This is a genomic window from Stenotrophomonas sp. LGBM10 (assembly GCF_046736075.1).
Lineage (GTDB): Bacteria > Pseudomonadota > Gammaproteobacteria > Xanthomonadales > Xanthomonadaceae > Stenotrophomonas.
This window is the reverse complement of sequence record NZ_CP177163.1, coordinates 4,058,143-4,083,119: the sequence shown is the minus strand read 5'-3', so window position 1 is coordinate 4,083,119 and position 24,977 is coordinate 4,058,143. Positions and strand designations below refer to the sequence as shown.

Genomic DNA, 24,977 nt, shown 5'->3' with positions numbered 1-24,977 from the left:
GGTTTCGATTCTCTTCCCGTCAGATGGCCAGGGACTTGAGCTTCTTGCGGCGGCTGTAGACCAGAACGGCCAGCGCACGCGAGACGGTGATTGCGGTGAACATCGAGGCCAGGATGCCGACGATCATCGTGACCGCGAAGCCCTTCAGCGGACCGGTACCGAACGCATACAGCGCCACGCCGGCCAGGATGCCGGTGAGGTTGGCGTCCAGGATCGTGCCCGAGGCCTTTTCGTAACCGGCGACGATCGACGCCTTCGGCGGTACGCCGGCGCGCAGTTCTTCGCGGATACGTTCGTTGATCAGCACGTTGGCGTCGACCGACAGGCCGATCGACAGCGCCAGGCCGGCGAAGCCGGGCAGCGTCATCGTGGCGCCGAACAGCGACATCACCGCCACCACGATCAGCAGGTTGAACAGCATGGCCACCGAGGTGATCACGCCGAACATGCGGTAGTACACGGTGAAGAAGACCAGCGTGAACAGGAACGCGAAGCCAACGGCGGTCACGCCGCGCTCGACGTTCTCGGCACCCAGGCTGGGGCCGACGATGCGCTCTTCGACGAAGTCCATCGGCGCGGCCAGCGAGCCGGACTTCAGCAGCTTGGCCAGGTTCTCGGCTTCGAGCTTGTCCAGGCCGGTGGTCTGGAAGCTCTTGCCGAACACACCGTTGATGTTGGCGACCGAAATCACCTCTTCCTTGACGCGGAAGCTGCGCACTTCCTTGCCGTCGACCACGTTCACGGTCGGGATGCGTTCGGTGTACACCACCGCCATCGGCTTGTTCACGTTGGCGGCGGTGAAGTCGAACATGCGCTGGCCGCCGACGTTGTTCAGGGTCACGCTGACCGCGGCCAGGCCGTTCTGGTCGGTGGTGGCCTGCGCAGCAACCATCTGGTCACCGGTCACGATCACGCGCTTGTTCAACAGGATCGGGCCGCGGTTGTCACGCTGCTGGTAGACCTTGGCCTCCGGCGGAATGCGGGCGCTGGCGATGGCGTCCTGTGCGTTGCCTTCGACCACGGCGCGGTATTCCAGCGTCGCAGTGGCACCGATCATGCGCTTGGCTTCGGCGGTGTCCTGCACGCCGGGCAGCTGCACGACCACGCGGTCGGCGCCCTGGCGCTGGATGATCGGCTCGGCCACGCCCAGCTGGTTGACGCGGTTGCGCAGGGTGTTGACGTTCTGCTCGATGGCGCCGTTGGCGATCGAGGTCAGCTCGGTTTCCGGCAGGCTCACGGTGATGCGGTTGCCCGCCACCTCGTAGCCCAGGGTCGGCTGCGCCTTGTACATCACCTCACGGGCGCGGGCGGCGGCATCGGCACCGGCGGACGGGCTGATGCTCGCCACGATGGTGTTGTCCGGGCGGCGTTCCACCGACTGGTAGGCGATACGGGCATCGCGCAGGCTGGTGCGCACGTCTTCGGCGTAGGCATCCAGGCGCTTGTCCAGCGCGGCCTTCTGGTCGACCTGCAGCACGAAGTGCACGCCGCCCTGGAGATCCAGGCCCAGCACCATCGGCTTGGCGCCGAGGTCGCTCAGCCAGGTCGGCACGGTGGAGGCCAGGTTCAGCGCCACCACGTAGTCCTCGCCCATCTCATCGCGAAGCGCGTCGTTGGCGGCGGTCTGCGCCTGCAGGCTGGGCAGGCGCACGATCAGGCTGTCGCCCTCCTTGGCCACCGACAGCGGTTCCACGCCGGCCTGCTTGAGGTCGCCCAGAACGCGGTCGCGCAGGGCGTCGTCGATCTGCCCGCCACGGTTGGCGGTGATCTGCACGGCAGGGTCCTTCTGGTAGATGTTGGGCAGCGCATACAGCGCGCTGACCGCCAGTACGATCAGGATGAGGAAGTACTTCCAGCGTGGAAATTCGAGCATTGCTTGGGTCCCGCGCGGTGCCCGTCCCGGCACCGCGGTTGAACGGAAAGGGAGTGGATCAGTTGGCCGACTTCAGCGTGCCGGTCGGCAGCACGTTGCCCACGGCGCCCTTCTGCACGCGGATGCGCACGTTGTCGGCCACTTCGATGGTGATGAAGTTGTCGCCGATGTCGGTCACCACGCCGGCGATGCCGCCGTTGGTCAGCACTTCATCGCCGCGCTTGATCTTCTCCAGCATCGCCTTGTGTTCCTTCTGGCGCTTCATCTGGGGGCGGATCATCAGGAAGTACATGACCGCGATCAGCACGATCGGGACCAGGAACGTCGTCCAGGAGGCACCCGGCGGCTGGCCACCAGCGGCCTGGGCGTGTGCGGCGGGGATCAGGAAGGCGATCAGGTTCATACAGTGTGTCCTTGGGTTGGAGGCGCCCTGCCCCGGTAGGGAGCAGGGTGTCGCCGCGAAACAGTGGTCAGCCGCGAAGTATGCCACGGCCCCGGGAGTTCGTCCTTGGGCCGTTTGGCAGGGTCCGCGCGCGGATTCGGGGACGCCGCCGCCGCTCAGAGCGGCGGTGTGACGGCACCCCGGGCCGCGTAGAAGGACTCGCGGAAGGCCGAAAAGGTTCCCGAGGCGATGGCTGCACGGATGTCGGCCATCAGCTTCTCGTAGTAATACAGGTTGTGCAGGGTGCCCAGCATCGGCGCCAGCATCTCATTGCAGCGGTCCAGGTGGCGCAGGTAGGACCGGGTGTAGCCGCTGGTGCAGGCGTGGCAGCCGCAGCCCGGCTCGATGGTGTCCATGTCGCGTTCGTAGCGGGCGTTGCGGATGCGCACGGTGCCGAACGAGGTGAAATAGTGGCCGTTGCGGGCATTGCGGGTAGGCATGACGCAATCGAACATGTCCACGCCACGGGCCACGCCTTCCACCAGGTCTTCGGGGCGGCCCACGCCCATCAGGTAGCGCGGGCGGTCGGCCGGCAGGATCGGATGCATGTGGTCGAGCATGGCGTTGCGCTCGTGCTCCGGCTCACCCACCGCCAACCCGCCGATGGCGTAGCCGTCGAAGCCGATCTGCTGCAGGCCCTCGGCCGAGCGGCTGCGCAGGTCGTGGTGCACGCCGCCCTGGACGATGCCGAACAGCGCCGCGTCGTTGCCGAGCGCATCGTGCGCGTTGCGGCTGCGCTGCGCCCAGCGCAGGCTCAGCTCCATCGAGGTACGTGCCACCGGCTCGGTGGCCGGGTACGGGGTGCATTCGTCGAAGATCATCACGATGTCCGAATCGAGCACCTTCTGGATCTTCATGCTCTCCTCGGGCCCGAGGAACACGCGCGCGCCATCGGTCGGCGAGGCGAAGGTGACGCCCTGCTCGGTGATCTTGCGGCGGTGCGCCAGCGAGAACACCTGGAAGCCGCCGGAGTCGGTCAGGATCGGCCCGTTCCAGCGCGCGAAGCCATGCAGGCCGCCGTGGTCGGCGATCACGTCCAGGCCCGGGCGCAGGTACAGATGGAAGGTGTTGCCGAGGATGATCTCGGCGCCCAGCGCGCGGATCTGCTCCGGCAGGATGCCCTTGACCGTGCCATAGGTGCCCACCGGCATGAACGCCGGCGTTTCAACGGTTCCGCGCGGGAAGGTCAGGCGGCCGCGGCGGGCACGGCCATCGGTGGTCTGGAGCTGGAACTGGAGTCGGGACATGGAGCGGGCGTTCGGGCAAATAATTGCCCATTGTCGCCGAAAAAGGGCCACCGCGTCGGCGCGGCCGCCGCTGCCGCGCCCTGCCCTGGCCCGGTCAATCCCCCTGCGGGAACAGCAGCATGGCGTCGCCGTAGCTGAAGAACCGGTATTTCTCCTCGATGGCCGCGCGGTAGGCCTCGAACACCCGCGCCTGCCCGGCGAAGGCCGAGATCATCATCAGCAGCGTGCTTTCGGGCAGGTGGAAGTTGGTCACCATCGCGTCCACGCTGCGGATCCGGTAGCCCGGCGTGATGAAGATCTGGGTCTCGCCGGCGTACGGCAGCAGCTCGCCGTCGCGCATCGCGCTTTCCAGGGCCCGCACCACCGTGGTGCCGACGCCGATCACCCGGCCACCGGCGGCGCGCGTACGGCGCACCTGCTGGACCAGCTCGGCACCGACATTGAGCCACTCGCGATGCATGACATGCTCGTTCAGGTCGTCCACGCGCACCGGCTGGAAGGTCCCGGCGCCCACATGCAGGGTGACATGCCCGAACGCCACGCCCTGCGCCTGCAGGGCCGCCAGCAGCGCCTCGTCGAAATGCAGCCCGGCGGTCGGTGCCGCCACCGCACCGACTTCGCGGGCAAACACGGTCTGGTAGCGCTCGCGGTCGTCCAGCCCCGGCTCGCGCTGGATGTAGGGCGGCAGCGGCAGGCGGCCGGCATGCAGCAGCCACTGCTCCAGGGCCTCGGGGATGTGGAACTGCAGCACATAGAACTCGCCGTCGCGGCCCAGTACCTCGGCCTCGCCACCGGCATCCAGCGCGATCCGGCTGCCGGGCTTGGGCGACTTGCTGGCACCCACCTGGGCGCGGGCCTGCTGGGCGCCGAGCAGCCGCTCGATCAGGATCTCGACCCGCCCGCCACTGGCCTTCTGGCCGAACAGCCGGGCCGGAATGACCCGGGTATCGTTGAACACCAGCAGATCGCCGGCGCGCAGCAGCGTGGGCAGGTCGCGGACCTGGCGATGCTCGAACGCGGCGGGAGCCGGCGGGACCAGCATCAGGCGGCTGGCCGAGCGCTCGGCCAGCGGGGCCTGGGCAATCAGTTCAGGCGGCAGTTCGTAGTTGAAATCGGACTTCTTCAAGGCAGCGCACGGCAACGTGTAGGCAATGTCGGCCATTGTACGACTGGCCCTCGGTAGCAATGCAGGATTCGGCGAACGTCGCGCAAAATGCTGCTATGCAACAGTGTTTTGCGGGGTTATCGCGCGAAAAGGCGCGTGCTAGCATCGAACCGGAAGTCTGATGCACGAGCAGGAATGCCCGAAGCGCGCGCGAATAGACGCGCGTTTTGCTTTTCCGCCGTGCCGCCAATCGTTTCAGGAGATCTGCAATGAGCTTCATCGAACGTCTCGCCCCCCTTCGCGCCCAGCCGGGCACCCGCCTCACCACCGGCCTGGATGACGCCACCCTCGAACGCCTGGCCGCCGGCCACCCGGACCTGGTCGCCGCGATCGACGCGGCCGCCGCCGAATTCGAGCGCGTGCGCGCCGATCTGGGCGACCTGCTGTCGCTGGACGAGCGCGCCCAGATCGACGCGATGCAGGACGGTTTCGTCAATTTCTATGCCGACGATGCGGTGACCCCGTACGTGGCCCTGGCCGCCCGCGGCGCCTGGGTGGTCACGCTCAAGGGCGCAGTGCTGTACGACGCCGGCGGCTACGGCATGCTTGGCTTCGGTCACACCCCGGCTGCCGTGATGGAGGCCATGTCGGCCCCGCAGGTAATGGCCAACGTGATGACCCCGAGCCTGTCCCAGCAGCGCTTCATTACCGCGCTGCGCCAGGAGATCGGCCACCGCCGCGGCGGCTGCCCGTACAGCCGTTTCATGTGCCTGAACTCGGGTTCCGAAGCGGTCGGCCTGGCTGCACGTATTGCCGACGTCAACGCCAAGCTGCAGACCGACCCGGGCGCCCGCCACGCCGGGGCCAGGATCAAGCGCGTGGTGGTCAAGGGCAGCTTCCACGGCCGCACCGATCGCCCCGGGCTGTACTCGGACTCCAGCCGCAAAACCTACATGCAGCACCTGGCCAGCTATCGCGGCGAGGACTCCGTGATCGCGATCGCGCCCTATGACGAAGACGCGCTCAAGCGGGTGTTCGCCGAGGCCGAGCAGAACCACTGGTTCGTCGAGGCGGTGTTCCTGGAGCCGGTAATGGGCGAAGGTGATCCGGGCCGCTCGGTGCCGCCGTCGTTCTACGCCCTCGCCCGCGAGCTGACCCGCCAGCATGGCAGCCTGCTGCTGCTCGACTCGATCCAGGCCGGCCTGCGTGCGCATGGCGTGCTGTCGATCGTGGACTACCCCGGTTTCGAGGGGCTGGACGCGCCGGACATGGAGACCTACTCCAAGGCACTCAACGCCGCCCAGTTCCCGCTGTCGGTGCTGGCCGTGACCGACCACGCCGCCCAGCTGTACCGCAAGGGCATCTACGGCAACACCATGACCTCCAACCCGCGTGCACTGGACGTGGCCTGCGCCACGCTGTCGCTGCTGACCCCGCAGGTGCGCGAGAACATCCGCGTGCGGGGCGAGGAAGCCGTGCGCAAGCTGGAACAGCTCAAAAGCGAGCTGGGCGGGCTGATCACCAAGGTCCAGGGCACCGGCCTGCTGTTCTCCTGCGAACTGGCGCCGCAGTTCAAGTGCTACGGCGCCGGGTCCACCGAGGAATGGCTGCGCAATCACGGCATCAACGTGATCCACGGCGGCGAGAACTCGCTGCGCTTCACCCCGCATTTCGGCATGGACAGCGAGGAGCTGGACCTGCTGGTGAGCCTGGTCGGCCGGGCGCTGAAGGAAGGCCCGCGCAGGGAACAGTCGCAGGCGGCGTAAGCCATCGCCGGACCTGACCGCCGCCGGTCAGGTCCGGTTTGGTTGCAGCCGCGCCAACGCGTTAACATCACTGGCCGCATCTGCGGAACGAACCCCGTCACGAGACCGGAACATCGGTCATCGGCGGGGCTTTTTCGTTTCCGCCGCATTACCTCCCGAACACAGGAAGATCCAATGAAGTCGATTTGCGTTTACTGTGGCTCCAACCCCGGCAGCAAGCCCATCTACACCGAGCGCGCCATCGCGCTGGGCGACCGCATCGCCCGCGACGGCCTGCGGCTGGTGTACGGCGGCGGCAACGTCGGCCTGATGGGCACGGTGGCCAACGCCGTGCTGGCCGGCGGCGGCGAAGTCACCGGCGTGATCCCGCAGCAGCTGGCCGACTGGGAAGTGGCCCACCGTGGCCTGACCGAGCTGGAAATCGTCGGTTCGATGCACGAGCGCAAGTCGCGCATGTTCGACCTGTCCGACGCGTTCGTCGCCCTGCCTGGCGGCTTCGGCACGATGGAAGAGATTTTCGAGATGCTCACCTGGCGCCAGCTGGGCATCGGCAACAAGCCGTGCGCCTTCCTGGACGTGGATGGTTTCTACGCCCCGCTGATCGGCATGATCGACCGCATGGTGGAAGAGCGCTTCCTGCACCCCGAGCAGCGCGCCGACCTCTGGTACGGCTCGGACATCGACGCGATGCTGGACTGGATGCGCGCCTATGAGCCGGCGCAGGCGTCCAAGTGGATCGACGAGAAGCGCCGCAACGCATTGCGCTGACACCGTAGAGCGGGGCTCTGCCCCGCTGCGCGGAAGTGGTTGCCCTGTAACGCCTGCCGGGTAGAACCCGGCACTACGGGTGTTGCCCGGTGACTGACATCGTAGAGCGGGGCTCTGCCCCGCTGCGCGGAAGTGGTTCCCCGGTGACGCCTGCCGGGTAGAACCCGGCACTACGGGTATTCCTCGGTGACTGACACCGTAGAGCGGGGCTCTGCCCCGCTGCGCGGAAGCGGCTCCCTGATGACGCCTGCCGGGTAGAACCCGGCACTACGGGTGTTGCCCGGTGACTGGCACCGTAGAGCGGGGCTCTGCCCCGCTGCGCGGAAGTGGCTCCCCTATAACGCCTGCCGGGTAGAACCCGGCACTACGGGTGTTGCCCGGTGACTGGCATCGTAGAGCGGGGCTCTGCCCCGCTGCGCGGAAGTGGCTGCCCTATAACGCCTGCCGGGTAGAACCCGGCACTACGCCGTTTCCATCGGTGCTGGGCGGCCGAGCAGGTAGCCCTGGCCGTAGTCGCAGCCCAGTTGCAGCAGCGTGTCGCGCTGGGCGGCGTTCTCGATGCCCTCGCCCACCGTTTCAATGCCCAGCGTGCGCGCCAACGACAGCACGCCCTGGACCAGCGCGTAGGTGCTCTGCATGTCCTGGCCATGCAGGCCGGCAATGAAGCTCTGGTCGATTTTGAGCGTGGAAATCGGGAACCGGTGCAGGTAGGACAGCGCCGAGAAGCCGGTGCCGAAATCATCCAGCTGCACCAGCACGCCACGCTCCCGCAGCGTCTGCAGGATGCGCAGCGTGCGTGGGCCGTCGTCGAGCAACGCGACTTCGGTGATCTCCAGCCGCAACCGGTGCGGGTCGGCGCCCACCGCTTCGATCAGGCCGAACAGGCGCGAGCTGAAGTCGGCCGAACGGAAATGACGCGGCGATACATTCACCGAAAGATAGCCGCGCCCGCCGCGCGCCAGCTGGCCGATGACCTGCTCGTACAGCAGCCAGTCGACCTGTTCGATCAGGCCGCTCTCCTCGCCCAGGTCGAGGAAGGCGCTGGGCAGCAGCAGGCCGCGGCGCTCGTGCTGCCAGCGCAGCAGGGCCTCGTGCCCCACCACTTCGCCATCGGACAAGCGCACGATCGGCTGGTAGTAGGGAAGAAAATCGCGATTGATGATGGCCCGGCGCAGGTCCGCTTCCAGGTCCAGGCTGCGCAGCGCCTGTTCGCGCATGGCCTCGTCGAACACCGCGCAACGGTCCTTGCCCTGCGCCTTGGCGCGGTACATCGCCGCATCGGCGTCGCGCACCAGTTCCTCGCCATTGCGGTAGCGCGGATGCCACATGGCGATGCCGAGACTGCCGGAGGGGAACAGTTCGCGCCCCTTGACCCACATCGACTCCTCCAGCGCCACCAGCATCCGCTGCGCGAATTCCACCGCCGACGACAGACCGTGGCGACACTGCAGCAGGATCGCGAACTCGTCGCCCCCCAACCGCGCCACCACGTCCTCGCTGGACACCATCGACACGATCCGCTTGGCCACCTCGACCAGCATCTGGTCGCCGGCGGCGTGGCCGATGCTGTCGTTGACCAGCTTGAAGCGGTCCAGATCCAGGAACAGCACCGCGAATGCCGAGCCGTCGGGCTGCCGCGCCTGTGCGATCGCATCTTCCAGGCGATCAAGCAGGTGCAGCCGGTTGGGCAGGCCGGTCAGTGCGTCATGCATGGCCTGGTGGGTCAGCCGCTGCTCGGCACGCAGGCGCTCGCCGATCTGGCCCAGCAGCTTCTCGTTCACATCGGCCAGTTCACGGGTGCGCTCCTCCACCCGCAGTTCCAACTCGGCGTGCGCGTTGCGCAGCCGTTCCTGGTCGCGCTGGCGGGCCAACCCGTTGCCGATGTTCTGCGCCACGAACGTCAGCAGGCGCTGGTCGTGGAGCGTGAAGCTGACCTCGGGCGAGTAGCTCTGCACGACGATCACGCCGACCACGTCGTCATCGCTCAACAACGGCACGCCCAGCCAGCAATGCGACCGCGCGCCGAACTCGCGCACCGCGCCTGCCGCGCGCAGCGCGTCGATGTTGTCGCGCGTGGCCAGCAGCGGCTGGCGCTTGCGCACGATGTATTCGGTGAGGCCTTCGCTGAACGGTCGCGGCGCGCGCGAGGCGTTGTACTCATCCACCGAGTAGACGAATTCCAGGCCGTCGCCGCCTTCGTTGACCAGCGCGATGTAGAAGTTGCGCGCATCCAGCAGCGTCCCCACCACACCATGCACCTGGACGTAGAACTCGGCCAGGCTGGGGGCGCTCATCGCCATCTCGGCGATGTTGAACAGCGCCAGCTGCAGCTTCTCGGCGCGACGGCGCTCCACCACTTCGTCCTGCAGGCTGCGGTTGGCGCGCTGCAGCTCCAGCGTGCGCCGTTCGACCTGGCGCTCCAGCTGCACCTGCGCCTGGCGGCGATCCATCGCGGTCTGGATGTGCTGGGCGACGTAGCCCAGCAGCGCGCGGTCGGCCTCGCCGTAGCGCGCGCGGTGTTCGTAGCTCTGCACCACGATGGCGCCGCAGACGCGCCCTTCGCGCAGCATCGGCACGCCCAGCCAGTCCAGGCTCTCCGGTCCACGCTCCGGATCGGGCTCGTCGTTGCCGGCGGCCAGCAGCTCGCGCGACGGGCCGCTCAACGGCTGGCCGTGACGCAGCAGCGCGAACGTCAGGCTGCGCGGCATCTCATGTTCTTCGTAGCTGCGGTCGGGATCGGCAACGAAGCTGTCCTGCTGGTCGGCGAAGTAGAGGAAGCGCACCCTGCGCCGCACATCGTCGTACTCGACGATGAAGCAGTTCTGCGCGTACATCAGCGAGTTGAGCACGCTGTGCACATGGCGCAGCATCTCCGACATCTCCAGATCCGCACCGGCCAGGTCGGCGATTTCATACAGCGCCTGCTGCAGGCGCTTGGAGATTTCCAGCGAGTGGATTTCGCGGCGCTGCCGGGTCAGCGTGATGGCATCCTGCACGGTGTGCCGCGCCAGTCCCCACCACCCCGCATCCGGCGGCACCGGTTCGCCGGGGCTCACCACCTGCAGCGCCAGCCGGGTGTCGCCGCATCGCCATCGCTGCAGTTGCCCCGGCACGCGATGCGTGGGGTCGAGCAGGCGCTCGGCCGTCATCGACGGGTCGGGAGGTTCGGACTGCACCCCGCCGCCCAGCACCGGATCGTGCCAGGCCAGGTGCAGGCCGCTGCCAACGGGCAGCACGGCGCAGAGGGTGCGCGCCAGATCGGCGGACACCTGCGCGTCACGGTCCGGGTCCACTGAAGGCGTCACTACCTGACTGGACAGCATGTTCATCTCTACTGGCACCGGATGCCCGGCGCCTCCCCTGCCCCCGAGCATAACGCGTGGACCGGGGGGCAATGGAAGGGTGGCAACCCCGATTGTTGCAGATGGACGTTACTGGAACGTCACCTGGAACCGGGCGCCCCCATGTTGTCGGCCACTCCCCTGCCATCGCCACGCTTTGCGGACGCACCCGCACCGCTTACTCTGTGCGCCGTGGATGCCGTTGCCCTGCCAACCGATGAAGCGCTGATGCTGGCCTGGGCCGGCGGGGACCTGCCTGCGTTCGAGGCCCTGTACGCACGCCACCGCGCCCGGCTGTACAGCTTCCTGCTGCGGCAGCTGCGCGATGCCGCGCTTGCCGATGAGCTGTTCCAGGATGTCTGGCAGCGGGTGATCGCCGCCCGCGCCGGCTGGCAGCCCGAGGCCGCCTTCACCACCTGGCTGTTCCGTATCGCGCACAACCGGCTGAACGATCACTGGCGCGCCGCGCGCCATCGGCCACCAGCGCCCGGCGATGCCGACGAACGCGTCGCGCGCATGAGCGACAGCCGCACGCCCGAAACCCAGCTGTCCGACTTCGAACAGCGCCGTCGCCTGCAGCTGGCAATGGAACAGCTTCCGGCCGATCAGCGCGAAGTCCTGCAACTGCGGCTGGAACAGGAACTGAGCCTGGAAGAGATCGCCGAGATCACTGGCGTGGGCCGGGAAACCGTCAAGTCGCGGCTACGCTATGCGATGGACAAGCTGCGCGCGGGGATGAACGAATGAACGACCGCACGCCGCTGACGCCCGAAGAGCGCGAGCTGGCCCGCCTGCTGGGGCGGTCTTCGCCAACCCCGCCCCCGGCCGCGCTCGACGAGGCCGTGCTGGCCGCTGCCCGCGCGGCGGTGCAGGCGCCCCCGTCCACACCCACCGCCACGGCGCCTGCGCCGGCGCCGGCTGCAGCGCCCCGTCGGCGCTCGCGTCTGCCGGCGGTGATGGGCATCGCCGCCTCGGTCGTGTTCGCCGTCGGGATCGCCTGGCAGCTGCGGCTGCAGGACCCGCCCGTGCCTGTCCTCGATGTGCCGGCCGCCGATGCCCCGGCCGCATCGGTGGCCGCTGAAGCAGCGGATATCCCGGCCAGCCCGGCGGCGGCCCCATCCCCCGCTGCGGCCGAACCGGCCGGCGCTGTCGCTCCCGCGATCGCCCCGCCGCCACAGCAGGCGCGCATGGCCCCCGCACCGTCACCGGTCGCGGCCGAACCGGCGCCCGCCCCTGTGCCGACAATGGCCCCGCCGCCGCCCGCGCCGCCAGCGCCCGTCGCCGCGCCGCAGGCGTTTTCGATGGACGCGGCCGACAGCGCGGCCGAGGCCGCGCCGGCGATGGCACCCGCACCCGCGCAGAAGGCCGCCATCCGCGCCGAGCGGGCCGACGCCCCGGCTGCGGTCGCGCGCCCTGCCCCGACCGGTGCGGCCGGCGTCATGCAGCGCCGCGCGGCGATGGCGCCGCCCAGCGCGGGCACGCTGTCGGCCAGCGCCGTGGATGCCGCAGTCGCCGCCGATGCCAGCCTGCCGCGCAAGCAATGGCTCAAGCGTATCCGCGAACGGCGCGACGCCGGCGACCTGGATACCGCGCGTGCCAGCCTGGAACGCTACCTGCAGCAGTATCCGGAAGTGCGCATCCCGCGCGACCTGCGCGAGCTGCTGGACACCTGAGGGGCAGGTGACGACCAACGGTCGTCACCTACAATGGTGGGAATGCCCGATACGCTTGCCACCGCCGTCAGCCACAGCCTGGAGATCAAGCACAGCCGCTTCATCGCCCATGCCGCTCCCATCGCCGATGCCGGCGCGGCGCTGCAGTTCCTGCAGGAAGTGGCCGTCCCGGATGCAACGCACAACTGCTGGGCCTATCGGCATGGCCACGACTACCGCTCCAGCGATGACGGCGAACCGGCCGGCACCGCAGGCCGGCCGATCCTGGCGGCGATCGACGGCCAGGGCTTTGATCGCATCATGGTGGTGGTCATCCGCTGGTACGGGGGCATCAAGCTCGGTGCCGGCGGCCTGGTACGGGCCTATGGCGGCACCGCTGCCGAATGCCTGCGGCTGGCGCCACGGCAGCCGCTGATCGCGCTGGCCGACCTGGACGTGCACGCCCGGTTCGACGACCTGGGCACCCTGCATGCGGCGCTCGCCGCGCACCTGGCCGAAAAACAGGCCGAAACCTTCACCCCGTCAGGCGTGTCACTGCACCTTCGTCTACCGGCCGATCAGGTCGACCCGTTGAAAAACCGCCTGCGCGACGCCACCCGTGATCGTATCCGCGTCGAAACACGCACCGAACCAGGCCAACCGAATGACTGACACCCCTCCCGCGCCCGCCCCGGCGCTGCGCCGCCTCGGCAGCCTGCGCACGCTGTGGCCGTTCGTGCGCCGCCATGCGGGGCTGTTCAGCGCCTGGCTGGTGGCACTGGCGGTGTCCTCGGTCGCCACCCTGAGCCTGCCGCCGGCAGTCAAGCTGATGATCGACCACGGGTTCAGCGACAACGGTCAGATCAACCGTGCCTTCGCGCTGCTGTTCCTGGTTGCGGTGGTGCTGGCGCTGGCCACCGCGGCGCGCTTCTTTTTCGTCTCTCTTCTCGGCGAGAAGGTCGTTGCCGATCTGCGCAGCCGGCTGTACGCGCACCTGATCGCGCTGGGCGCCGGCTTCCACGACCGCAGCCGCAGCGGCGAGCTGGTCTCGCGGCTCACGGCCGACAGCGAACTGCTGCGCAGCGTGATCGGCTCGACCATGTCGGTGGCATTGCGCAGCAGCGTCACCGTGGTGGGCAGCCTGGTGATGCTGTTCGTCACCAGCCCGGGGCTGGCCGCGTGGTCGCTGGTCGGCATTCCGCTGGCGGTGCTGCCGATCATCATCGGCGCGCGCCGTCTGCGCCACATCTCGCGCGCCAGCCAGGACCGCATCGCCGACGCCAACAGCCTGGCCGCCGAGACGCTCGGCGCGGTCCGCACGGTGCAGGCGCATGCCCGCGAGCCTTACGAGCGCAGTCGCTTCAACGCCGCGCTGGGCGAGTCGATCAAGGCCGCGCGCCGGCGCATCGGCGCCCAGTCGATCGTCACCGCCACCGCCATCGTGCTGGTGTTCGGCGCGATCGTCGGGGTGCTGTGGCTCGGCGCGCACGATGTGATCGACGGCCGCATGAGCGCCGGCACGCTCGGCCAGTTCGTGCTGTACGCGCTGATCGGCGGCGGTTCGGTCGGCGCACTCGCCGAGGTCTGGAATGAACTGCAGCGCGCCTCCGGCGGCATGGGCCGGATTGCCGAACTGCTGCAGGAAGACATCGAGATCACCAGCCCCGCCAATCCGCTGCCGCTGCCGCAGCCGCTGCGCGGCGAGATCCGCTTCGACGATGTGGTGTTTCATTATCCGCAGCGCCCGGACACCGCCGCGCTGGATCATTTCGACCTGCACGTGCGCCCGGGCGAGACCGTGGCGCTGGTCGGCCCTTCCGGCGCAGGCAAGAGCACGGTGCTGTCGATGCTGCTGCGCTTCCACGATCCCGCCGCCGGCCGCATCCAGGTCGATGGCGTGGACGTGCGCCAGGTCGATCCGGCCCAGCTGCGTGCACAGATGGCGCTGGTGCCGCAGCAGCCCACCCTGTTCGCCAGCACCGCACTGGACAACATCCGCTACGGGCGGCTGGAAGCGAGCGACGACGAGGTGCAGCGTGCTGCTGCCGCCGCCGAGGCAGACGAGTTCCTGCAGGCCCTGCCGGACGGCTACATGAGCGAACTGGGCGAGCGCGGGGCGCGCCTGTCCGGCGGCCAGCAGCAACGCATCGCCATCGCCCGCGCCCTGCTCAAGGACGCGCCGATCCTGCTGCTCGACGAGGCCACCAGCGCGCTCGACGCGCAGAGCGAACGCGCCGTGCAGCAGGCGCTGGAGCGGCTGATGGCCGGGCGCACCACGCTGGTCATCGCACACCGCCTGGCCACCGTGTTGAAGGCCGACCGCATCGTGGTGATGGACCACGGCAGAATCGTCGCCCAGGGCACGCATGCGCAGCTGCTGGCTGAAGGCGGTCTCTATGCGGAGCTGGCGAAGCTGCAGTTCATCGATTGACGACGTACCGCTAACGCGCTCCGTTGCATCGTGCGCGGGTCACAGGTCCGTGCCGATGCAGGAGGTGTTTCATGTCGTTCCGACAGTTCCCCGCCACCGACGCCAATGGCGAAAACTACGTCATCATCGAGTTCAAGGAAGAGCAGCCCGGCAACAGCACGCCGGCCGCGCCTACCGCCCGCTACGAGCTGGCTGATGGCCGCCATCTGGTGCGTGACGGGCGCCAGTTCCGCACCTCCGGTGGCGAGCTGACCCTGACCACGTGATCGACTGGTCATTTTTTGACCAGCCATCTTGACAACGTTCTGCCGCAAGGACTTTCAGCGGTTATCCACATGGTTGTGCGCAATTCATCCACACCCCCTGTGGATGAATGCGGCGCTGCAGCAGATCAGCGCTGCAGGACCCGACCGATCCCGGATGCATCGATTTCCGCTGCGGCGTGCTGCAGCGCGCGTGCATCGCTGCCGGCGACGAAGCCCACACGGAAATGCACTTCGCCGCCCGGCGTGCGCGAGGAATGGATCGAGGCCAGGCTGACCGCGTGGCGTTCGAACACGTGCAGCAGCTCACGCAGCGAGCCGGGCCGATCCTCCGGCAGGTGCACGCTGATCGCGTTGCGTTCGGTCAGGTCGGCAAGCAGATAGCCGACCCGCTCGAAGGTGTAGTTGCCTTCGGCCAGCACGGCGTCGCCCTGGCTGTCACGATTGTCCAGCAGCAGCTGTTGGCGGAACGCCGCCCGCGCGGCATCGTCGCCCTGCCCCACCTGTGCCCGCAGCATCTGCAACTGGGCGAGCAGGCGATCGAGCATCGGCGCGACGTGCGGGTTGCCGAACTGGATGTCTTCATAGATGGCCGGGTTCAACGACAGGATCCGCGCGATGATCGCGGTATCCAGCTCGAACGAGGCCGAGCGGTATGGCATTAGTGCCGGCAGGGCGCCGAGCAGCGGCGCGTACTCGCGCAGCACGCCGGCCTGCGCCAGGTGCGTGGCATGGACCATCGCCTGCACCAGCGCCATCACCTGGTCATGGTGCTCGGGCGTGGCGCGCACGCATTCGGCTTCCAGCGCACCGCACAGGCTCTGCACCCACGGCTGCCACTGCGACAGGCGCGCTTCGCAGACCACCATGACCCGCCCTTTCAGCGTCGGCGCCTTGGGCGGTGCGGTCATTGGATGCAGGCCCACCACGTCGGCCTGCGAGGCCAGCATGGCCGCCACCGGCGCGGACTTCACCGAGGTGATGTCCAGCCACAGCCGCCCTGCCTCACGTCCGGCCGAGCGCGCCACGTACGCCTCGATCAATGCCGGGGTATGCCGGATCGGCGCGGAGAAGATCAGGACCTCCGCGCGCTCAACCAGGACGTCGGGACTGTCCGACTGCGGATCGGCCGGGTCGTGCCCCAGCACCTCCAGGCCCATGCGCTGTTCGAGGAACCGGCGCAGCCAGCGCCCGTAGGCCCCGGCACTGCCGACGATCCCGACCACCGGCATCCGGCTCACGCCAGGCGCTCGGGCACGAAGCGATGCGGCAACGACAGGGCTGCAGGCGCGGCGGCCAGCACGTCGAACTCTTCGTGGCCGTTGGCCAGCGTGGTCTCCAGTGCCACGTGCACGCCGGCGATCGCGCGCGAGATCGCCTGCTCGAATGCCTCGCCGCGCAGCAGGAAGGCGACCAGCAGCGACATCAGCACATCGCCGGTCCCGGCCACGTCCACCGGCAGGTGCGGCGAGGTCCAGCGCCAGATCGCGCTGCGGCTCACCGCCAGCGTCACCAGTTGCCCGGGCTCGCCGCCAACGCTGTGCGCCAGCACCCACTCCGGCCCGCGCGCCAGCAATGCCTGCGACGCGGCGATGGCCTCGTCCTGGGCCAGGCTCGGCATGCCGGTCAACCGCCCCAGTTCGAACGCATTGGGCGTCACCAGCCAGGCGTGCGGCAGCAGGCGCTCGGCGAACACCGTTTCCAGCCCCGGCTCCACATAGGGACCGGTGTGGGTATCGCCGATCACCGGGTCCAGGCAGTAGCGCAGCTGCGGCGACGCCGGCAGCACCTCATCAAGCCAGTCGGCGAAGGCGGTGCCGTTGCCGACGCTGCCGAAGTAGCCCGACACCAGCATGCGGGCGCGCTGCGGCAGGCCGCGCTCGGCGGTGCCCAGCAGCAGGTCCGCGAACCAGTCCGACGGCAGCACGCGACCGCGCGTGGTGGCGTAGAACGGCGCATTGCTCAACAGGGTGGTCGGGATCTCCGCCACGCGCACGCCCAGCGCACGCAACGGCGGCACCGCAGCACTGTTGCCGGCATGGCCATAGACGAGCTGGGACTGCACGGAGATGACATCGACCGGTGACGGACCATCCGGACGCTGGCGGCGGCCGTGGACCAGGTGGCTTTCGAGGGATTCGTTCATGCCTGGATTTTAAGCGGTAGCGGCCGGTGGCCGGTACCCACAAAAACGCCGGGCTTTGCCCGGCGTTTCGTTACCACTGGAACCAACCCGTCTTACGACGTCATCCGGTCCCAGAACCCCTTCACGCCGTCGATGAACGTCGCCGACTTCGGCGAGTGCTTGCGCGCTTCTTCGCCGGTGAAGGTGGTCTCGAACTGCTCCAGCAGCTTGCGCTGCTCGGTGGTGAGGTTGACCGGGGTCTCCACCACCACGCGGCAGTACAGGTCGCCTTCGCTGCGGCTGCGCACCGAACGCACACCCTTGCCGCGCAGGCGGAACAGCTTGCCGGTCTGGGTTTCGGCCGGAATGCGGATCTCGGCGTAACCGCCCAGGGTAGCCACGCGCACGGTGTCGCCCAGCGCCGCCTGCGAGATGCGGATCGGCACTTCGCAGTGCAGGTCGTCGCCATCGCGCTGGAAGATCGCGTGCTCGCGCACCCGCACTTCCACGTACAGATCGCCCGCCGGCGTGCCGGCAGGGCCGGCCTCGCCTTCACCGGACAGGCGGATGCGGTCGCCCGTGTCGACGCCTGCAGGCACCTTCACCGACAACACCTTGTCTTCCTCGACACGGCCGTTGCCGTGGCAGGTCTTGCAGGGATTGGGAATGATCTGGCCGCGGCCATTGCAGTTGTGGCAGGCCTGCTGCATGGCGAAGATGCCGCGCTGCACGCGTACCTGGCCGCGCCCCTGGCAGACGTTGCAGGTCTCCACCTTGCCGTCTTCAGAGCCGTTGCCGTGGCAGTCGTTGCATTCGGCCAGCGTCGGAATCTCGATGCGGCGTTCCACGCCCATCACCGCTTCTTCCAGGTCCAGCTCCATCACGTAGCCGATATCGGCCCCGCGACGGGCCTGGCGCTGTCCGCCACCACCACCGCCGAAGATGTTGCCGAAGATGTCACCGAAGATGTCGTTCATGTCCGGACCGCCCGGACCGCCACCGCCGCCCATGCCGTGCTCGAACGCCGCATGGCCGTGAGCGTCGTACATCCGGCGCTTGTTGCCGTCGGACAGGGTCTCGTAGGCTTCCTTGCATTCCTTGAACGCCGCTTCGGCGGCGCTGTCGCCCGGATTGCGGTCCGGGTGGAACTTCATCGCGCAACGGCGATAGGCCTTCTTCAGCTCTTCTTCGCTGGCGGTGCGGGACACGCCCAGCACTTCGTAATAATCGCGCTTGCTCATAACTTGAATCGGGTTCCGGAAGTCGGGATTCGTCAACGCGCAAGAGCGGAACCAGGTCCGCTCTTGCGTCGGGCGCCCCGACAGGCCGGGATACGGCTGTCAGGACCTGGGGGAAACGACAACGGGACGTTGCCTGCGCAACGTCCCGCGTCTTGTCCGGATCAGGACTTCTTGTCGTCCTTGACTTCGGTGAACTCAGCGTCCACCACATCGTCATGCGCGCCATTGCCCGCACCGGCATCCGGGCCCGGGGCGGCACCGCCCTGCTCGGCGGCCGCAGCGGCGGCGAACAGCGACTGGCCGGCCTCTTCCAGCACCTTCGACTTGGCTTCGATCTGCGCCTTGTCGTCGCCCTTCATCGCCGTTTCCAGGTCGGCCAGGGCCGACTCGACCTTGCCGATCACGTCGCCACCCACCTTGCTGCCGTGCTCGTTGATCGCGGTACGGGTACCGTGGATCAGCGCGTCGGCCTGGTTGCGGGCCTGCACCAGCTCGTGGAACTTCTTGTCCTCTTCGCGGTTGGCTTCCGCATCGGCGACCATGCGCGCGATCTCGTCCTCGGACAGACCCGAACCGGCCTTGATCTCGACCTTCTGTTCCTTGTTGGTCTTCTTGTCCTTGGCCGACACGTGCAGGATGCCGTTGGCGTCGATGTCGAAGGACACTTCCACCTGCGGCATGCCGCGCGGCGACGGCTCGATGCCGGACAGGTCGAACTTGGCCAGCGACTTGTTGAAGCGGGCCTGTTCGCGCTCACCCTGCAGCACGTGCACGGTCACGGCCGACTGGTTGTCCTCGGCGGTGGAGAACACCTGCGAGGCCTTGGTCGGGATGGTGGTGTTCTTCTCGATGATCTTGGTGAACACGCCACCCATCGTCTCGATGCCCAGCGACAGCGGGGTCACGTCCAGCAGCAGCACGTCCTTGACGTCGCCGCCGAGCACGCCGCCCTGGATCGCCGCACCCAGTGCCACGGCCTCGTCCGGGTTGACGTCCTTGCGCGGTTCCTTGCCGAAGAACTCGGTCACGGCCTGCTGCACCTTCGGCATGCGGGTCTGGCCGCCGACCAGGATCACTTCGCTGATGTCGCTCGAGCGCAGGCCGGCGTCGTTCAGCGCCACGCGGCACGGTTCGATCGACTTCTTGATCAGCTCTTCCACCAGCGCTTCCAGCTTGGCGCGGGTCAGCTTGATGTTCAGGTGCTTCGGACCGGAAGCGTCGGCAGTGACGTACGGCAGGTTCACTTCGGTCTGCTGCGCGCTGGACAGCTCGATCTTGGCGCGCTCGGCGGCGTCCTTCAGGCGCTGCAGGGCCAGCGGATCCTTGCGCAGGTCGATGCCCTGGTCCTTGTTGAACTCGTCGACGAGGTACTCGATGACGCGGTTGTCGAAGTCTTCGCCGCCCAGGAAGGTGTCGCCGTTGGTGGCCAGCACTTCGAACTGCTTCTCACCGTCGACGTTGGCGATTTCGATCACCGACACGTCGAAGGTGCCGCCGCCCAGGTCGTACACCACGATCTTGCGATCCTTGTTGTCGCCCTTGTCCAGGCCATAGGCCAGCGCAGCCGCGGTCGGCTCGTTGATGATGCGCTTGACGTCCAGACCGGCGATGCGGCCGGCGTCCTTGGTCGCCTGGCGCTGGCTGTCGTTGAAGTAGGCCGGCACGGTGATCACCGCCTCGGTCACGGTCTCGCCCAGGAAGGCTTCGGCCGTCTTCTTCATCTTCTCCAGCACGCGGGCGGAGATTTCCTGCGGCGCCATCTTCTTGGCGTCGCTGGTCTGCACCCAGGCGTCGCCGTTGTCGTGGGCCAGGATGCCGTAGGGCACGTGCGCGATGTCCTTCTGGACTTCAGCGTCGGTGAACTTGCGGCCGATCAGGCGCTTGACGGCGTAGAAGGTGTTCTTCGGGTTGGTGACGGCCTGGCGCTTGGCCGAGGCGCCCACCAGCACTTCGCCGTCCTTGGTGTAGGCGACGATGGAAGGCGTGGTGCGGTCGCCTTCGGAATTTTCGATGACGCGGGCCTTGCCGCCGTCCATGATCGCCACACACGAGTTGGTGGTGCCGAGGTCGATACCAATGATCTTGCCCATGAGGGAGACTCCTGAAAGTTCTGGGAACATCCGGCTGCTGCCGGGTTATGAATGGGATGTGTGGGACGCCGGGAAGACTTTCAAGCCATCCACCGAACACAGTGTCCGATGGCTGCGAAACGCGTTCAGCGTCCGGTGATGGAACGGGCAGCGCCCGCGTCCATCCACCGGGCAGGGCCCGGCGTCATGCGTCCCGCGCGACCACGACCAGCGCCGGCCGCAGCAGGCGGTCGTTGAGCTGGTAGCCCTTCTGGAACACCTGGACCACGCTGCCGGGCGCCGCGCCGGGCGCGTCGACCTGGCTGATGGCCTGGTGGTGGTCCGGGTTGAACGGCTGGCCGGTCGGGTCCAGCAGGGTCAGGCCGTTGTCCGCGGCGACCTTGAGCAGCTGCTTGTAGGTCAGCTCCAGGCCTTCGCGCAGCGGGCTGGGTTCAGCGCCGGCGGCCGTCAGGCCGGCGTCGAGGCTGTCGAACACCGGCAGCAGCTCGCCCAGCAGTTTTTCATTGGCGAAGCGGCGGGCCTGCTCGACGTCGCGGGCCACGCGCTTGCGCTGGTTGTCCAGGTCGGCGCGCTCGCGCAGCGACTCGGCCTTCAGCAGCGCCAGCTCGTTGTGCAGGCTCTCGACCTGCTGCTGCAGCGCGTCGGCCGGGGCCTGTTCGCCGGTCGACGTCTGGGATGCGATATCTGACTGATCTTGGTTCATTTCCGTTTCCCTGGCGGTGACTCCCCGCCTCCACCCACCCCTATGTGGGCGCGCCGACCGGTTTCAAGAGCTGAACCGTCGATCAGGCCCGCTCACGGGACAATCCGCCCGGTCCACCCGGCTCCAGCGCCGCCCCGAGCACCTCGGCCGTGGCCTGCACCAGTGGAATCATGCGGTCGTACGCCATCCGCTTGGGGCCGATCACCCCCAGCACCCCCAGCACCCGGCCACCGGCCGAGTACGGGGCGGTCACCAGCGAGACGCTCTCCAGCGGCATCACCCCGGTTTCCTCGCCGATGAAGATGCGCACGCCCGGGGCCTGGATGGTGCGCTCCAGCAGCTGCAGGATCTCGCGCTTGCTGGCGAACACGTCGAACAGTTCGCGCAGGCGCTCCAGGTCCGACAGGTCCTGCACCCCCATCAGCCGGGTCTGCCCGGCCAGCACCATGTCGTCGGCGGGCGGCACCAGGGCCTGCTCGGCCAGCTCGATGCTGTGCGCCAGCACCTGTTCCATCTCCGACTGCGCATCGCGCAGCTCCAGCAGCAGCCGCGCGCGGATCTCCGACAGCGGCCGGCCCGCGCACTGCGCATTGAGGTAATTGGCCACCTGCTCCAGCTCGCCCGGCTCCCAGCTGCGGCGCGCCTCGATCACCCGGTTCTGCACCTCGTTGTCGGCAAACACCAGGATCGCCAGCACACGGCGCGCGTCCAGCGCCACGAAATCGATGTGGCGGAACGCGAACTGCTCCCGGCGCGGCGCACTGACCACGCCCACGAAATGGCTCATCGCCGACAGCAGCTCCGAAGCACTGCCCAGCAGCGCCTGGGTGCCGGTACCGGTGGCCAGCTCGCTGCGCAGGCGGGTCAGTTCGCCCTCGCCCGGCGGCTGCATCTTGACCAGGCTGTCCACGAACACCCGGTAGCCATTCGCGGTGGGCACCCGGCCTGCCGAGGTATGCGGCGAACTGAGCAGGCCCAGGTCTTCCAGATCGGCCAGGATGTTGCGGATGGTGGCCGGGCTGACATCCAGCCCCGCGTGCCGCGCCAGGGTCTGCGACCCCACCGGCTCGCCATCCTGGATATGGCGCGCGATCAGCGTCCGCAGCAGATGGCGGGCACGGGGCGCAAGATGGGGAGCGGAAGGGTGCATGGAATCAGCCTGTGAGACGCCACCTTAGATAATGGCTGGACCGGGCGTTGGCAAGTCATTGGAGCAACCCCTCGCCCATGCTAGCTTTGCGCGGCTCACGAACCTCAGACCATGCTTAGACATCTATCAATCAAGGATTTTGCAGTCGTCCGCGCTACCGAACTCGAATTCGGGCCGGGCATGACCGTGGTCAGCGGCGAGACCGGCGCGGGCAAGTCGCTGATGGTGGACGCCCTGGGCTTCCTGTCCGGGCTGCGCGCCGACAGCGGCGTGGTCCGCCACGGCGCCGCCCGCGCCGAGCTGTCGGCCGAATTCGCCCCGCCGGCCGATGCGCCGGCGCGGCAGTGGCTGCGCGACAACGAGCTCGACGACGAGGACCAGTGCCAGCTGCGCCGGATCATCCGTGCCGACGGCGGCTCGCGGGCCTGGATCAACGGCCGCCCGGTCACCCTGTCGCAGCTCACCGAACTGGCCGCCACGCTGGTGGAGATCCACGGCCAGCACGAACAGCAGGCCCTGCTGTCGCGGCCCTCGCAGCTCGCGCTGCTGGACGCCTACGCCCGCAACGACGCCGAGCGCAGCCAGGTCCGCCAGGCGGCGGCACGCTGGCAGGCGCTGGTCGATGAGGCCGACGCCCTGTCCAGACAGGGCGATGTCAGCGACCGCATCGGCTTCCTCGAACACCAGCTGGGTGAACTGCAGCGCGAAGACCTGGACCCCGCCTCGATCGTGGCGCTGGGCAGCAGCCATCGCCGCCAGGCGCACGCCAGCGCGCTGATCAGCGCCTGCGATGTCGCCGCCGGCCGCCTCAACGGGGACGACGACGTCTCCGTCCTGCAGCTGCTGCAGCAGACCCGCCACGACCTCGCCCGGGTGGCCGAACACGACGCCCGGCTCGGCGACGTGGATGCGCTGCTGGACAGCGCGTCCATCCAGCTGCACGAGGCCCTGTCGCTGCTGGACCGCGTCCACGACGACCTCGATGCCGATCCGGAGCAGTTCGAGGACATCGAACGCCGCCTGGGCCGCCTGCACGACCTGGCACGCAAACACCGGGTCCCGATGGACGCCCTCGGCGAACACCGCGACGCGCTGGAGGCCGAGGTCGAGCAGCTGCGTGGTGCGGATGAGCGCCTGCAGGCCCTGGCGGGCGAGATCCAGCGCGCGGCCGGGCAGTGGCAGGCCGTGGCGGCCACGCTCAGTGCCAGCCGCCAGCAGGCCGCGGCGGCCCTGTCGCAGACCACCACCGCGTTGATCGGCGAGCTGGGCATGGGCGGCGGTCAGTTCCTGATCGACATCGAACCCCAGGCCGTGGCCAAGCCGGACCCCAATGGCGCCGAGCGGGTCGAGTTCCTGGTCGCGGCCAATGCCGGCCAGCCGCCCCGCGCGCTGCGCAAGGTGGCCTCCGGCGGCGAACTGTCGCGGATTTCGCTGGCGATCGAGGTGGCCGCACTGGGCCTGGACGCCGTGCCGACGATGGTCTTCGACGAAGTGGATTCGGGGATCGGCGGTGCCGTTGCCGACATCGTCGGGCAGACGCTGCGCGCCTTGGGCGAAAAGCGCCAGGTGCTGTGCGTGACCCACCTGCCGCAGGTGGCCTCCAAGGGCCACGCCCATTACCGGGTCAGCAAGGCGCCGGTGGACGGCATGACCCAGAGCGCGGTCGAGAAGCTGGACCCCAAGGCCCGCGAAGAAGAACTCGCGCGCATGCTCGGCGGCGTGGAAGTCACCAAGGAAGCTCGCGCTGCGGCGCGGAAGCTGTTGCAGGCCTGACGGGGCCTGCCAACCGGTAGGCGACGACCGTTGGTCGTCGCGGTGGTGCGTCCCAACCAACGGTTGGGACCTGCCGCGTAAACAACCGCTTCGCGGTTATTTACGCTTCTTGCGCACGTAGAGCACCAGCGAGTGCTCTTCCAGCTCGTAACCGTGGTCGGCGGCGATCTTGCGCTGCAGTTCCTCGATCTCGTGGCTTTCGAACTCGATGATCTTGCCGCTGTCCACGTCGACCATATGGTCGTGGTGGCCGCCGCGGTCGAGCTCATAGACGGCCTGGCCGCCCTCGAAATTGTGCTTCAGGACCAGGCCGGCGGCCTCGAACTGGGTCAGCACCCGGTACACCGTGGCCAGGCCGATCTCGTCGCCGTGCTCGAGCAGCTGGCGGTAGATGTCTTCGGCGGTCATGTGGTGCTGGGCGTTGCGCTGCTCAAGCAGGGCAAGGATCCGCATCCGCGGATGGGTCACCTTCAGGCCGACTTTGCGCAGGTCGTGGGTTTCCATAATTCTCCGTTCATTGGCGATTTAGCGCCAGCTGCCTCGGATTGGGTCGCGGCGACACGTCGGGAGTGTATCATCGACTCGATTTCCCCAAACGCCATTCCCGATGCGCAATCTCCTGCTGGTCGCCGCCGTTGCCCTGTCCACCACGGGCTGCGGCATCATCTATAAGCAACCCATCTATCAGGGCAACCTGATCCGGGAGCAGGCCGTCGGTCAGCTGCAGGTGGGTCAGAGCAAGCAGCAGGTCAACGCCCTGCTCGGCACTCCCTCCATCCCGGACCCGTTCCACGCCCAGCGCTGGGACTACACCGCCAGCCAGCGCATCAACCGCCTGGGCAACACCGAAGTGAAGAACTTCACGGTGTTCTTCGAGAACGACCTGGTGACCCGCTGGGATGGTGACTACTTCCCGAACCAGGACGCCGAGCTCGCCCGCACCAGCATCCGCCAGTTCGGTCGCAACCTGGCCAAGGACAAGAAGAAGCAGCGCGGCCGCTGAGGCC

The 24,977-nt window shown here is 68.2% G+C and carries 21 protein-coding genes; 9 read left to right on the top strand and 12 right to left on the bottom strand.

The features are described from left to right. Positions 1-19 precede the first annotated feature (19 nt). The 4 genes from secD to queA all read right to left on the bottom strand — a co-directional run bounded on the left by secD (position 20) and on the right by queA (position 4,724). Positions 20-1,873: a protein translocase subunit SecD gene (secD, locus tag ACLB90_RS18010; protein WP_411850733.1), complete on the bottom strand. Its 1,854-nt coding sequence runs from the start codon at positions 1,871-1,873 to the stop codon at positions 20-22. A gap of 58 nt (positions 1,874-1,931) precedes the next feature. Beyond that, positions 1,932-2,276, bottom strand: a complete 345-nt coding sequence (gene yajC / locus ACLB90_RS18005) for a preprotein translocase subunit YajC (RefSeq protein ID WP_411850732.1) — start codon at positions 2,274-2,276, stop codon at positions 1,932-1,934. A gap of 155 nt (positions 2,277-2,431) precedes the next feature. After that, a complete protein-coding gene (gene tgt / locus ACLB90_RS18000) occupies positions 2,432-3,562 on the bottom strand; it encodes a tRNA guanosine(34) transglycosylase Tgt (protein WP_411850731.1) in 1,131 nt (376 codons plus the stop codon). 94 nt (positions 3,563-3,656) lie between these two features. Further along, positions 3,657-4,724 carry a tRNA preQ1(34) S-adenosylmethionine ribosyltransferase-isomerase QueA gene (gene queA / locus ACLB90_RS17995; RefSeq protein ID WP_411850730.1) on the bottom strand — a complete coding sequence of 356 codons (1,068 nt, stop codon included), beginning with the start codon at positions 4,722-4,724 and terminating at the stop codon, positions 3,657-3,659. A 212-nt stretch (positions 4,725-4,936) separates the two neighbouring features. Between queA and ACLB90_RS17990 the strand changes: the two genes are divergently transcribed. Together ACLB90_RS17990 and ACLB90_RS17985 are read left to right on the top strand one after the other, a co-directional pair. Further along, on the top strand, positions 4,937-6,433 hold the full coding sequence (locus ACLB90_RS17990) for an aminotransferase class III-fold pyridoxal phosphate-dependent enzyme (protein ID WP_411850729.1): 1,497 nt from the start codon (positions 4,937-4,939) through the stop codon (positions 6,431-6,433). Between the two features lie 174 nt (positions 6,434-6,607). Continuing rightward, positions 6,608-7,201 carry a TIGR00730 family Rossman fold protein gene (locus tag ACLB90_RS17985; protein WP_411850728.1) on the top strand — a complete coding sequence of 198 codons (594 nt, stop codon included), beginning with the start codon at positions 6,608-6,610 and terminating at the stop codon, positions 7,199-7,201. A 461-nt stretch (positions 7,202-7,662) separates the two neighbouring features. Here ACLB90_RS17985 and ACLB90_RS17980 read toward each other — a convergent pair whose 3' ends face one another. Then, positions 7,663-10,530, bottom strand: a complete 2,868-nt coding sequence (locus ACLB90_RS17980; RefSeq protein WP_411850727.1) for an EAL domain-containing protein — start codon at positions 10,528-10,530, stop codon at positions 7,663-7,665. A 240-nt stretch (positions 10,531-10,770) separates the two neighbouring features. Here ACLB90_RS17980 and ACLB90_RS17975 point away from each other — a divergent pair, with 240 nt between their 5' ends. The 5 genes from ACLB90_RS17975 (at position 10,771) to ACLB90_RS17955 (ending at position 14,891) form a co-directional block, all read left to right on the top strand. After that, positions 10,771-11,289: an RNA polymerase sigma factor gene (locus ACLB90_RS17975; protein WP_411852793.1), complete on the top strand. Its 519-nt coding sequence runs from the start codon at positions 10,771-10,773 to the stop codon at positions 11,287-11,289. Continuing rightward, positions 11,286-12,215: a hypothetical protein gene (locus ACLB90_RS17970; RefSeq protein ID WP_411850726.1), complete on the top strand. Its 930-nt coding sequence runs from the start codon at positions 11,286-11,288 to the stop codon at positions 12,213-12,215. Before ACLB90_RS17975 ends, ACLB90_RS17970 begins: the two co-directional genes overlap by 4 nt. Positions 12,216-12,257: 42 nt before the next feature. Next, positions 12,258-12,866 carry an IMPACT family protein gene (locus ACLB90_RS17965; RefSeq protein WP_411850725.1) on the top strand — a complete coding sequence of 203 codons (609 nt, stop codon included), beginning with the start codon at positions 12,258-12,260 and terminating at the stop codon, positions 12,864-12,866. Beyond that, positions 12,859-14,625: an ABC transporter transmembrane domain-containing protein gene (locus ACLB90_RS17960; protein WP_411850724.1), complete on the top strand. Its 1,767-nt coding sequence runs from the start codon at positions 12,859-12,861 to the stop codon at positions 14,623-14,625. The genes ACLB90_RS17965 and ACLB90_RS17960 overlap by 8 nt, the downstream gene beginning before the upstream one ends. A gap of 71 nt (positions 14,626-14,696) precedes the next feature. Further along, positions 14,697-14,891, top strand: coding sequence for a hypothetical protein (locus tag ACLB90_RS17955; RefSeq protein ID WP_411850723.1), 195 nt, complete (start codon positions 14,697-14,699; stop codon positions 14,889-14,891). A 125-nt stretch (positions 14,892-15,016) separates the two neighbouring features. Here ACLB90_RS17955 and ACLB90_RS17950 read toward each other — a convergent pair whose 3' ends face one another. The 6 genes from ACLB90_RS17950 to hrcA all read right to left on the bottom strand — a co-directional run bounded on the left by ACLB90_RS17950 (position 15,017) and on the right by hrcA (position 22,197). Continuing rightward, positions 15,017-16,129 carry a prephenate dehydrogenase gene (locus tag ACLB90_RS17950; RefSeq protein ID WP_411850722.1) on the bottom strand — a complete coding sequence of 371 codons (1,113 nt, stop codon included), beginning with the start codon at positions 16,127-16,129 and terminating at the stop codon, positions 15,017-15,019. Beyond that, entirely contained in the window at positions 16,126-17,034 is a 909-nt protein-coding gene (pdxY, locus tag ACLB90_RS17945) for a pyridoxal kinase (RefSeq protein WP_411850721.1), read from the bottom strand. The genes ACLB90_RS17950 and pdxY overlap by 4 nt, the downstream gene beginning before the upstream one ends. 92 nt (positions 17,035-17,126) lie before the next feature. Beyond that, positions 17,127-18,254, bottom strand: a complete 1,128-nt coding sequence (dnaJ, locus tag ACLB90_RS17940; protein WP_411850720.1) for a molecular chaperone DnaJ — start codon at positions 18,252-18,254, stop codon at positions 17,127-17,129. Positions 18,255-18,415: 161 nt separating this feature from the next. Then, on the bottom strand, positions 18,416-20,344 hold the full coding sequence (gene dnaK / locus ACLB90_RS17935; protein ID WP_411850719.1) for a molecular chaperone DnaK: 1,929 nt from the start codon (positions 20,342-20,344) through the stop codon (positions 18,416-18,418). A gap of 184 nt (positions 20,345-20,528) precedes the next feature. Continuing rightward, a complete protein-coding gene (gene grpE, locus ACLB90_RS17930; RefSeq protein WP_411850718.1) occupies positions 20,529-21,047 on the bottom strand; it encodes a nucleotide exchange factor GrpE in 519 nt (172 codons plus the stop codon). A gap of 82 nt (positions 21,048-21,129) precedes the next feature. Further along, positions 21,130-22,197 carry a heat-inducible transcriptional repressor HrcA gene (gene hrcA / locus ACLB90_RS17925; protein ID WP_411850717.1) on the bottom strand — a complete coding sequence of 356 codons (1,068 nt, stop codon included), beginning with the start codon at positions 22,195-22,197 and terminating at the stop codon, positions 21,130-21,132. A gap of 111 nt (positions 22,198-22,308) precedes the next feature. Between hrcA and recN the strand changes: the two genes are divergently transcribed. Then, a complete protein-coding gene (gene recN / locus ACLB90_RS17920; protein ID WP_411850716.1) occupies positions 22,309-23,970 on the top strand; it encodes a DNA repair protein RecN in 1,662 nt (553 codons plus the stop codon). 96 nt (positions 23,971-24,066) lie between these two features. On the opposite strand, the gene fur is transcribed toward recN, so the two are convergent. Next, positions 24,067-24,474: a ferric iron uptake transcriptional regulator gene (gene fur / locus ACLB90_RS17915; protein WP_005409235.1), complete on the bottom strand. Its 408-nt coding sequence runs from the start codon at positions 24,472-24,474 to the stop codon at positions 24,067-24,069. A 103-nt stretch (positions 24,475-24,577) separates the two neighbouring features. On the opposite strand from fur, the gene ACLB90_RS17910 reads away from it, so the two are divergent. Next, positions 24,578-24,973 (top strand): outer membrane protein assembly factor BamE, encoded by a 396-nt coding sequence (locus tag ACLB90_RS17910; protein WP_411850715.1) that lies wholly within the window; start codon positions 24,578-24,580, stop codon positions 24,971-24,973. The last annotated feature ends 4 nt before the right edge of the window (positions 24,974-24,977 follow it).

Coding starts and splice junctions, on each gene's coding strand:
- recN (WP_411850716.1), top strand. CDS start 22,309: ATGCTTAGACATCTATCAATCAAGGATTTTGCAGTCGTCCGCGCTACC.
- dnaK (WP_411850719.1), bottom strand. CDS start 20,344: ATGGGCAAGATCATTGGTATCGACCTCGGCACCACCAACTCGTGTGTG.
- secD (WP_411850733.1), bottom strand. CDS start 1,873: ATGCTCGAATTTCCACGCTGGAAGTACTTCCTCATCCTGATCGTACTG.
- ACLB90_RS17990 (WP_411850729.1), top strand. CDS start 4,937: ATGAGCTTCATCGAACGTCTCGCCCCCCTTCGCGCCCAGCCGGGCACC.
- ACLB90_RS17970 (WP_411850726.1), top strand. CDS start 11,286: ATGAACGACCGCACGCCGCTGACGCCCGAAGAGCGCGAGCTGGCCCGC.
- dnaJ (WP_411850720.1), bottom strand. CDS start 18,254: ATGAGCAAGCGCGATTATTACGAAGTGCTGGGCGTGTCCCGCACCGCC.
- ACLB90_RS17960 (WP_411850724.1), top strand. CDS start 12,859: ATGACTGACACCCCTCCCGCGCCCGCCCCGGCGCTGCGCCGCCTCGGC.
- hrcA (WP_411850717.1), bottom strand. CDS start 22,197: ATGCACCCTTCCGCTCCCCATCTTGCGCCCCGTGCCCGCCATCTGCTG.
- ACLB90_RS17955 (WP_411850723.1), top strand. CDS start 14,697: ATGTCGTTCCGACAGTTCCCCGCCACCGACGCCAATGGCGAAAACTAC.
- ACLB90_RS17965 (WP_411850725.1), top strand. CDS start 12,258: ATGCCCGATACGCTTGCCACCGCCGTCAGCCACAGCCTGGAGATCAAG.
- tgt (WP_411850731.1), bottom strand. CDS start 3,562: ATGTCCCGACTCCAGTTCCAGCTCCAGACCACCGATGGCCGTGCCCGC.
- ACLB90_RS17975 (WP_411852793.1), top strand. CDS start 10,771: ATGCTGGCCTGGGCCGGCGGGGACCTGCCTGCGTTCGAGGCCCTGTAC.
- grpE (WP_411850718.1), bottom strand. CDS start 21,047: ATGAACCAAGATCAGTCAGATATCGCATCCCAGACGTCGACCGGCGAA.
- ACLB90_RS17910 (WP_411850715.1), top strand. CDS start 24,578: ATGCGCAATCTCCTGCTGGTCGCCGCCGTTGCCCTGTCCACCACGGGC.
- ACLB90_RS17980 (WP_411850727.1), bottom strand. CDS start 10,530: ATGAACATGCTGTCCAGTCAGGTAGTGACGCCTTCAGTGGACCCGGAC.
- queA (WP_411850730.1), bottom strand. CDS start 4,724: ATGGCCGACATTGCCTACACGTTGCCGTGCGCTGCCTTGAAGAAGTCC.
- ACLB90_RS17985 (WP_411850728.1), top strand. CDS start 6,608: ATGAAGTCGATTTGCGTTTACTGTGGCTCCAACCCCGGCAGCAAGCCC.
- pdxY (WP_411850721.1), bottom strand. CDS start 17,034: ATGAACGAATCCCTCGAAAGCCACCTGGTCCACGGCCGCCGCCAGCGT.
- yajC (WP_411850732.1), bottom strand. CDS start 2,276: ATGAACCTGATCGCCTTCCTGATCCCCGCCGCACACGCCCAGGCCGCT.
- fur (WP_005409235.1), bottom strand. CDS start 24,474: ATGGAAACCCACGACCTGCGCAAAGTCGGCCTGAAGGTGACCCATCCG.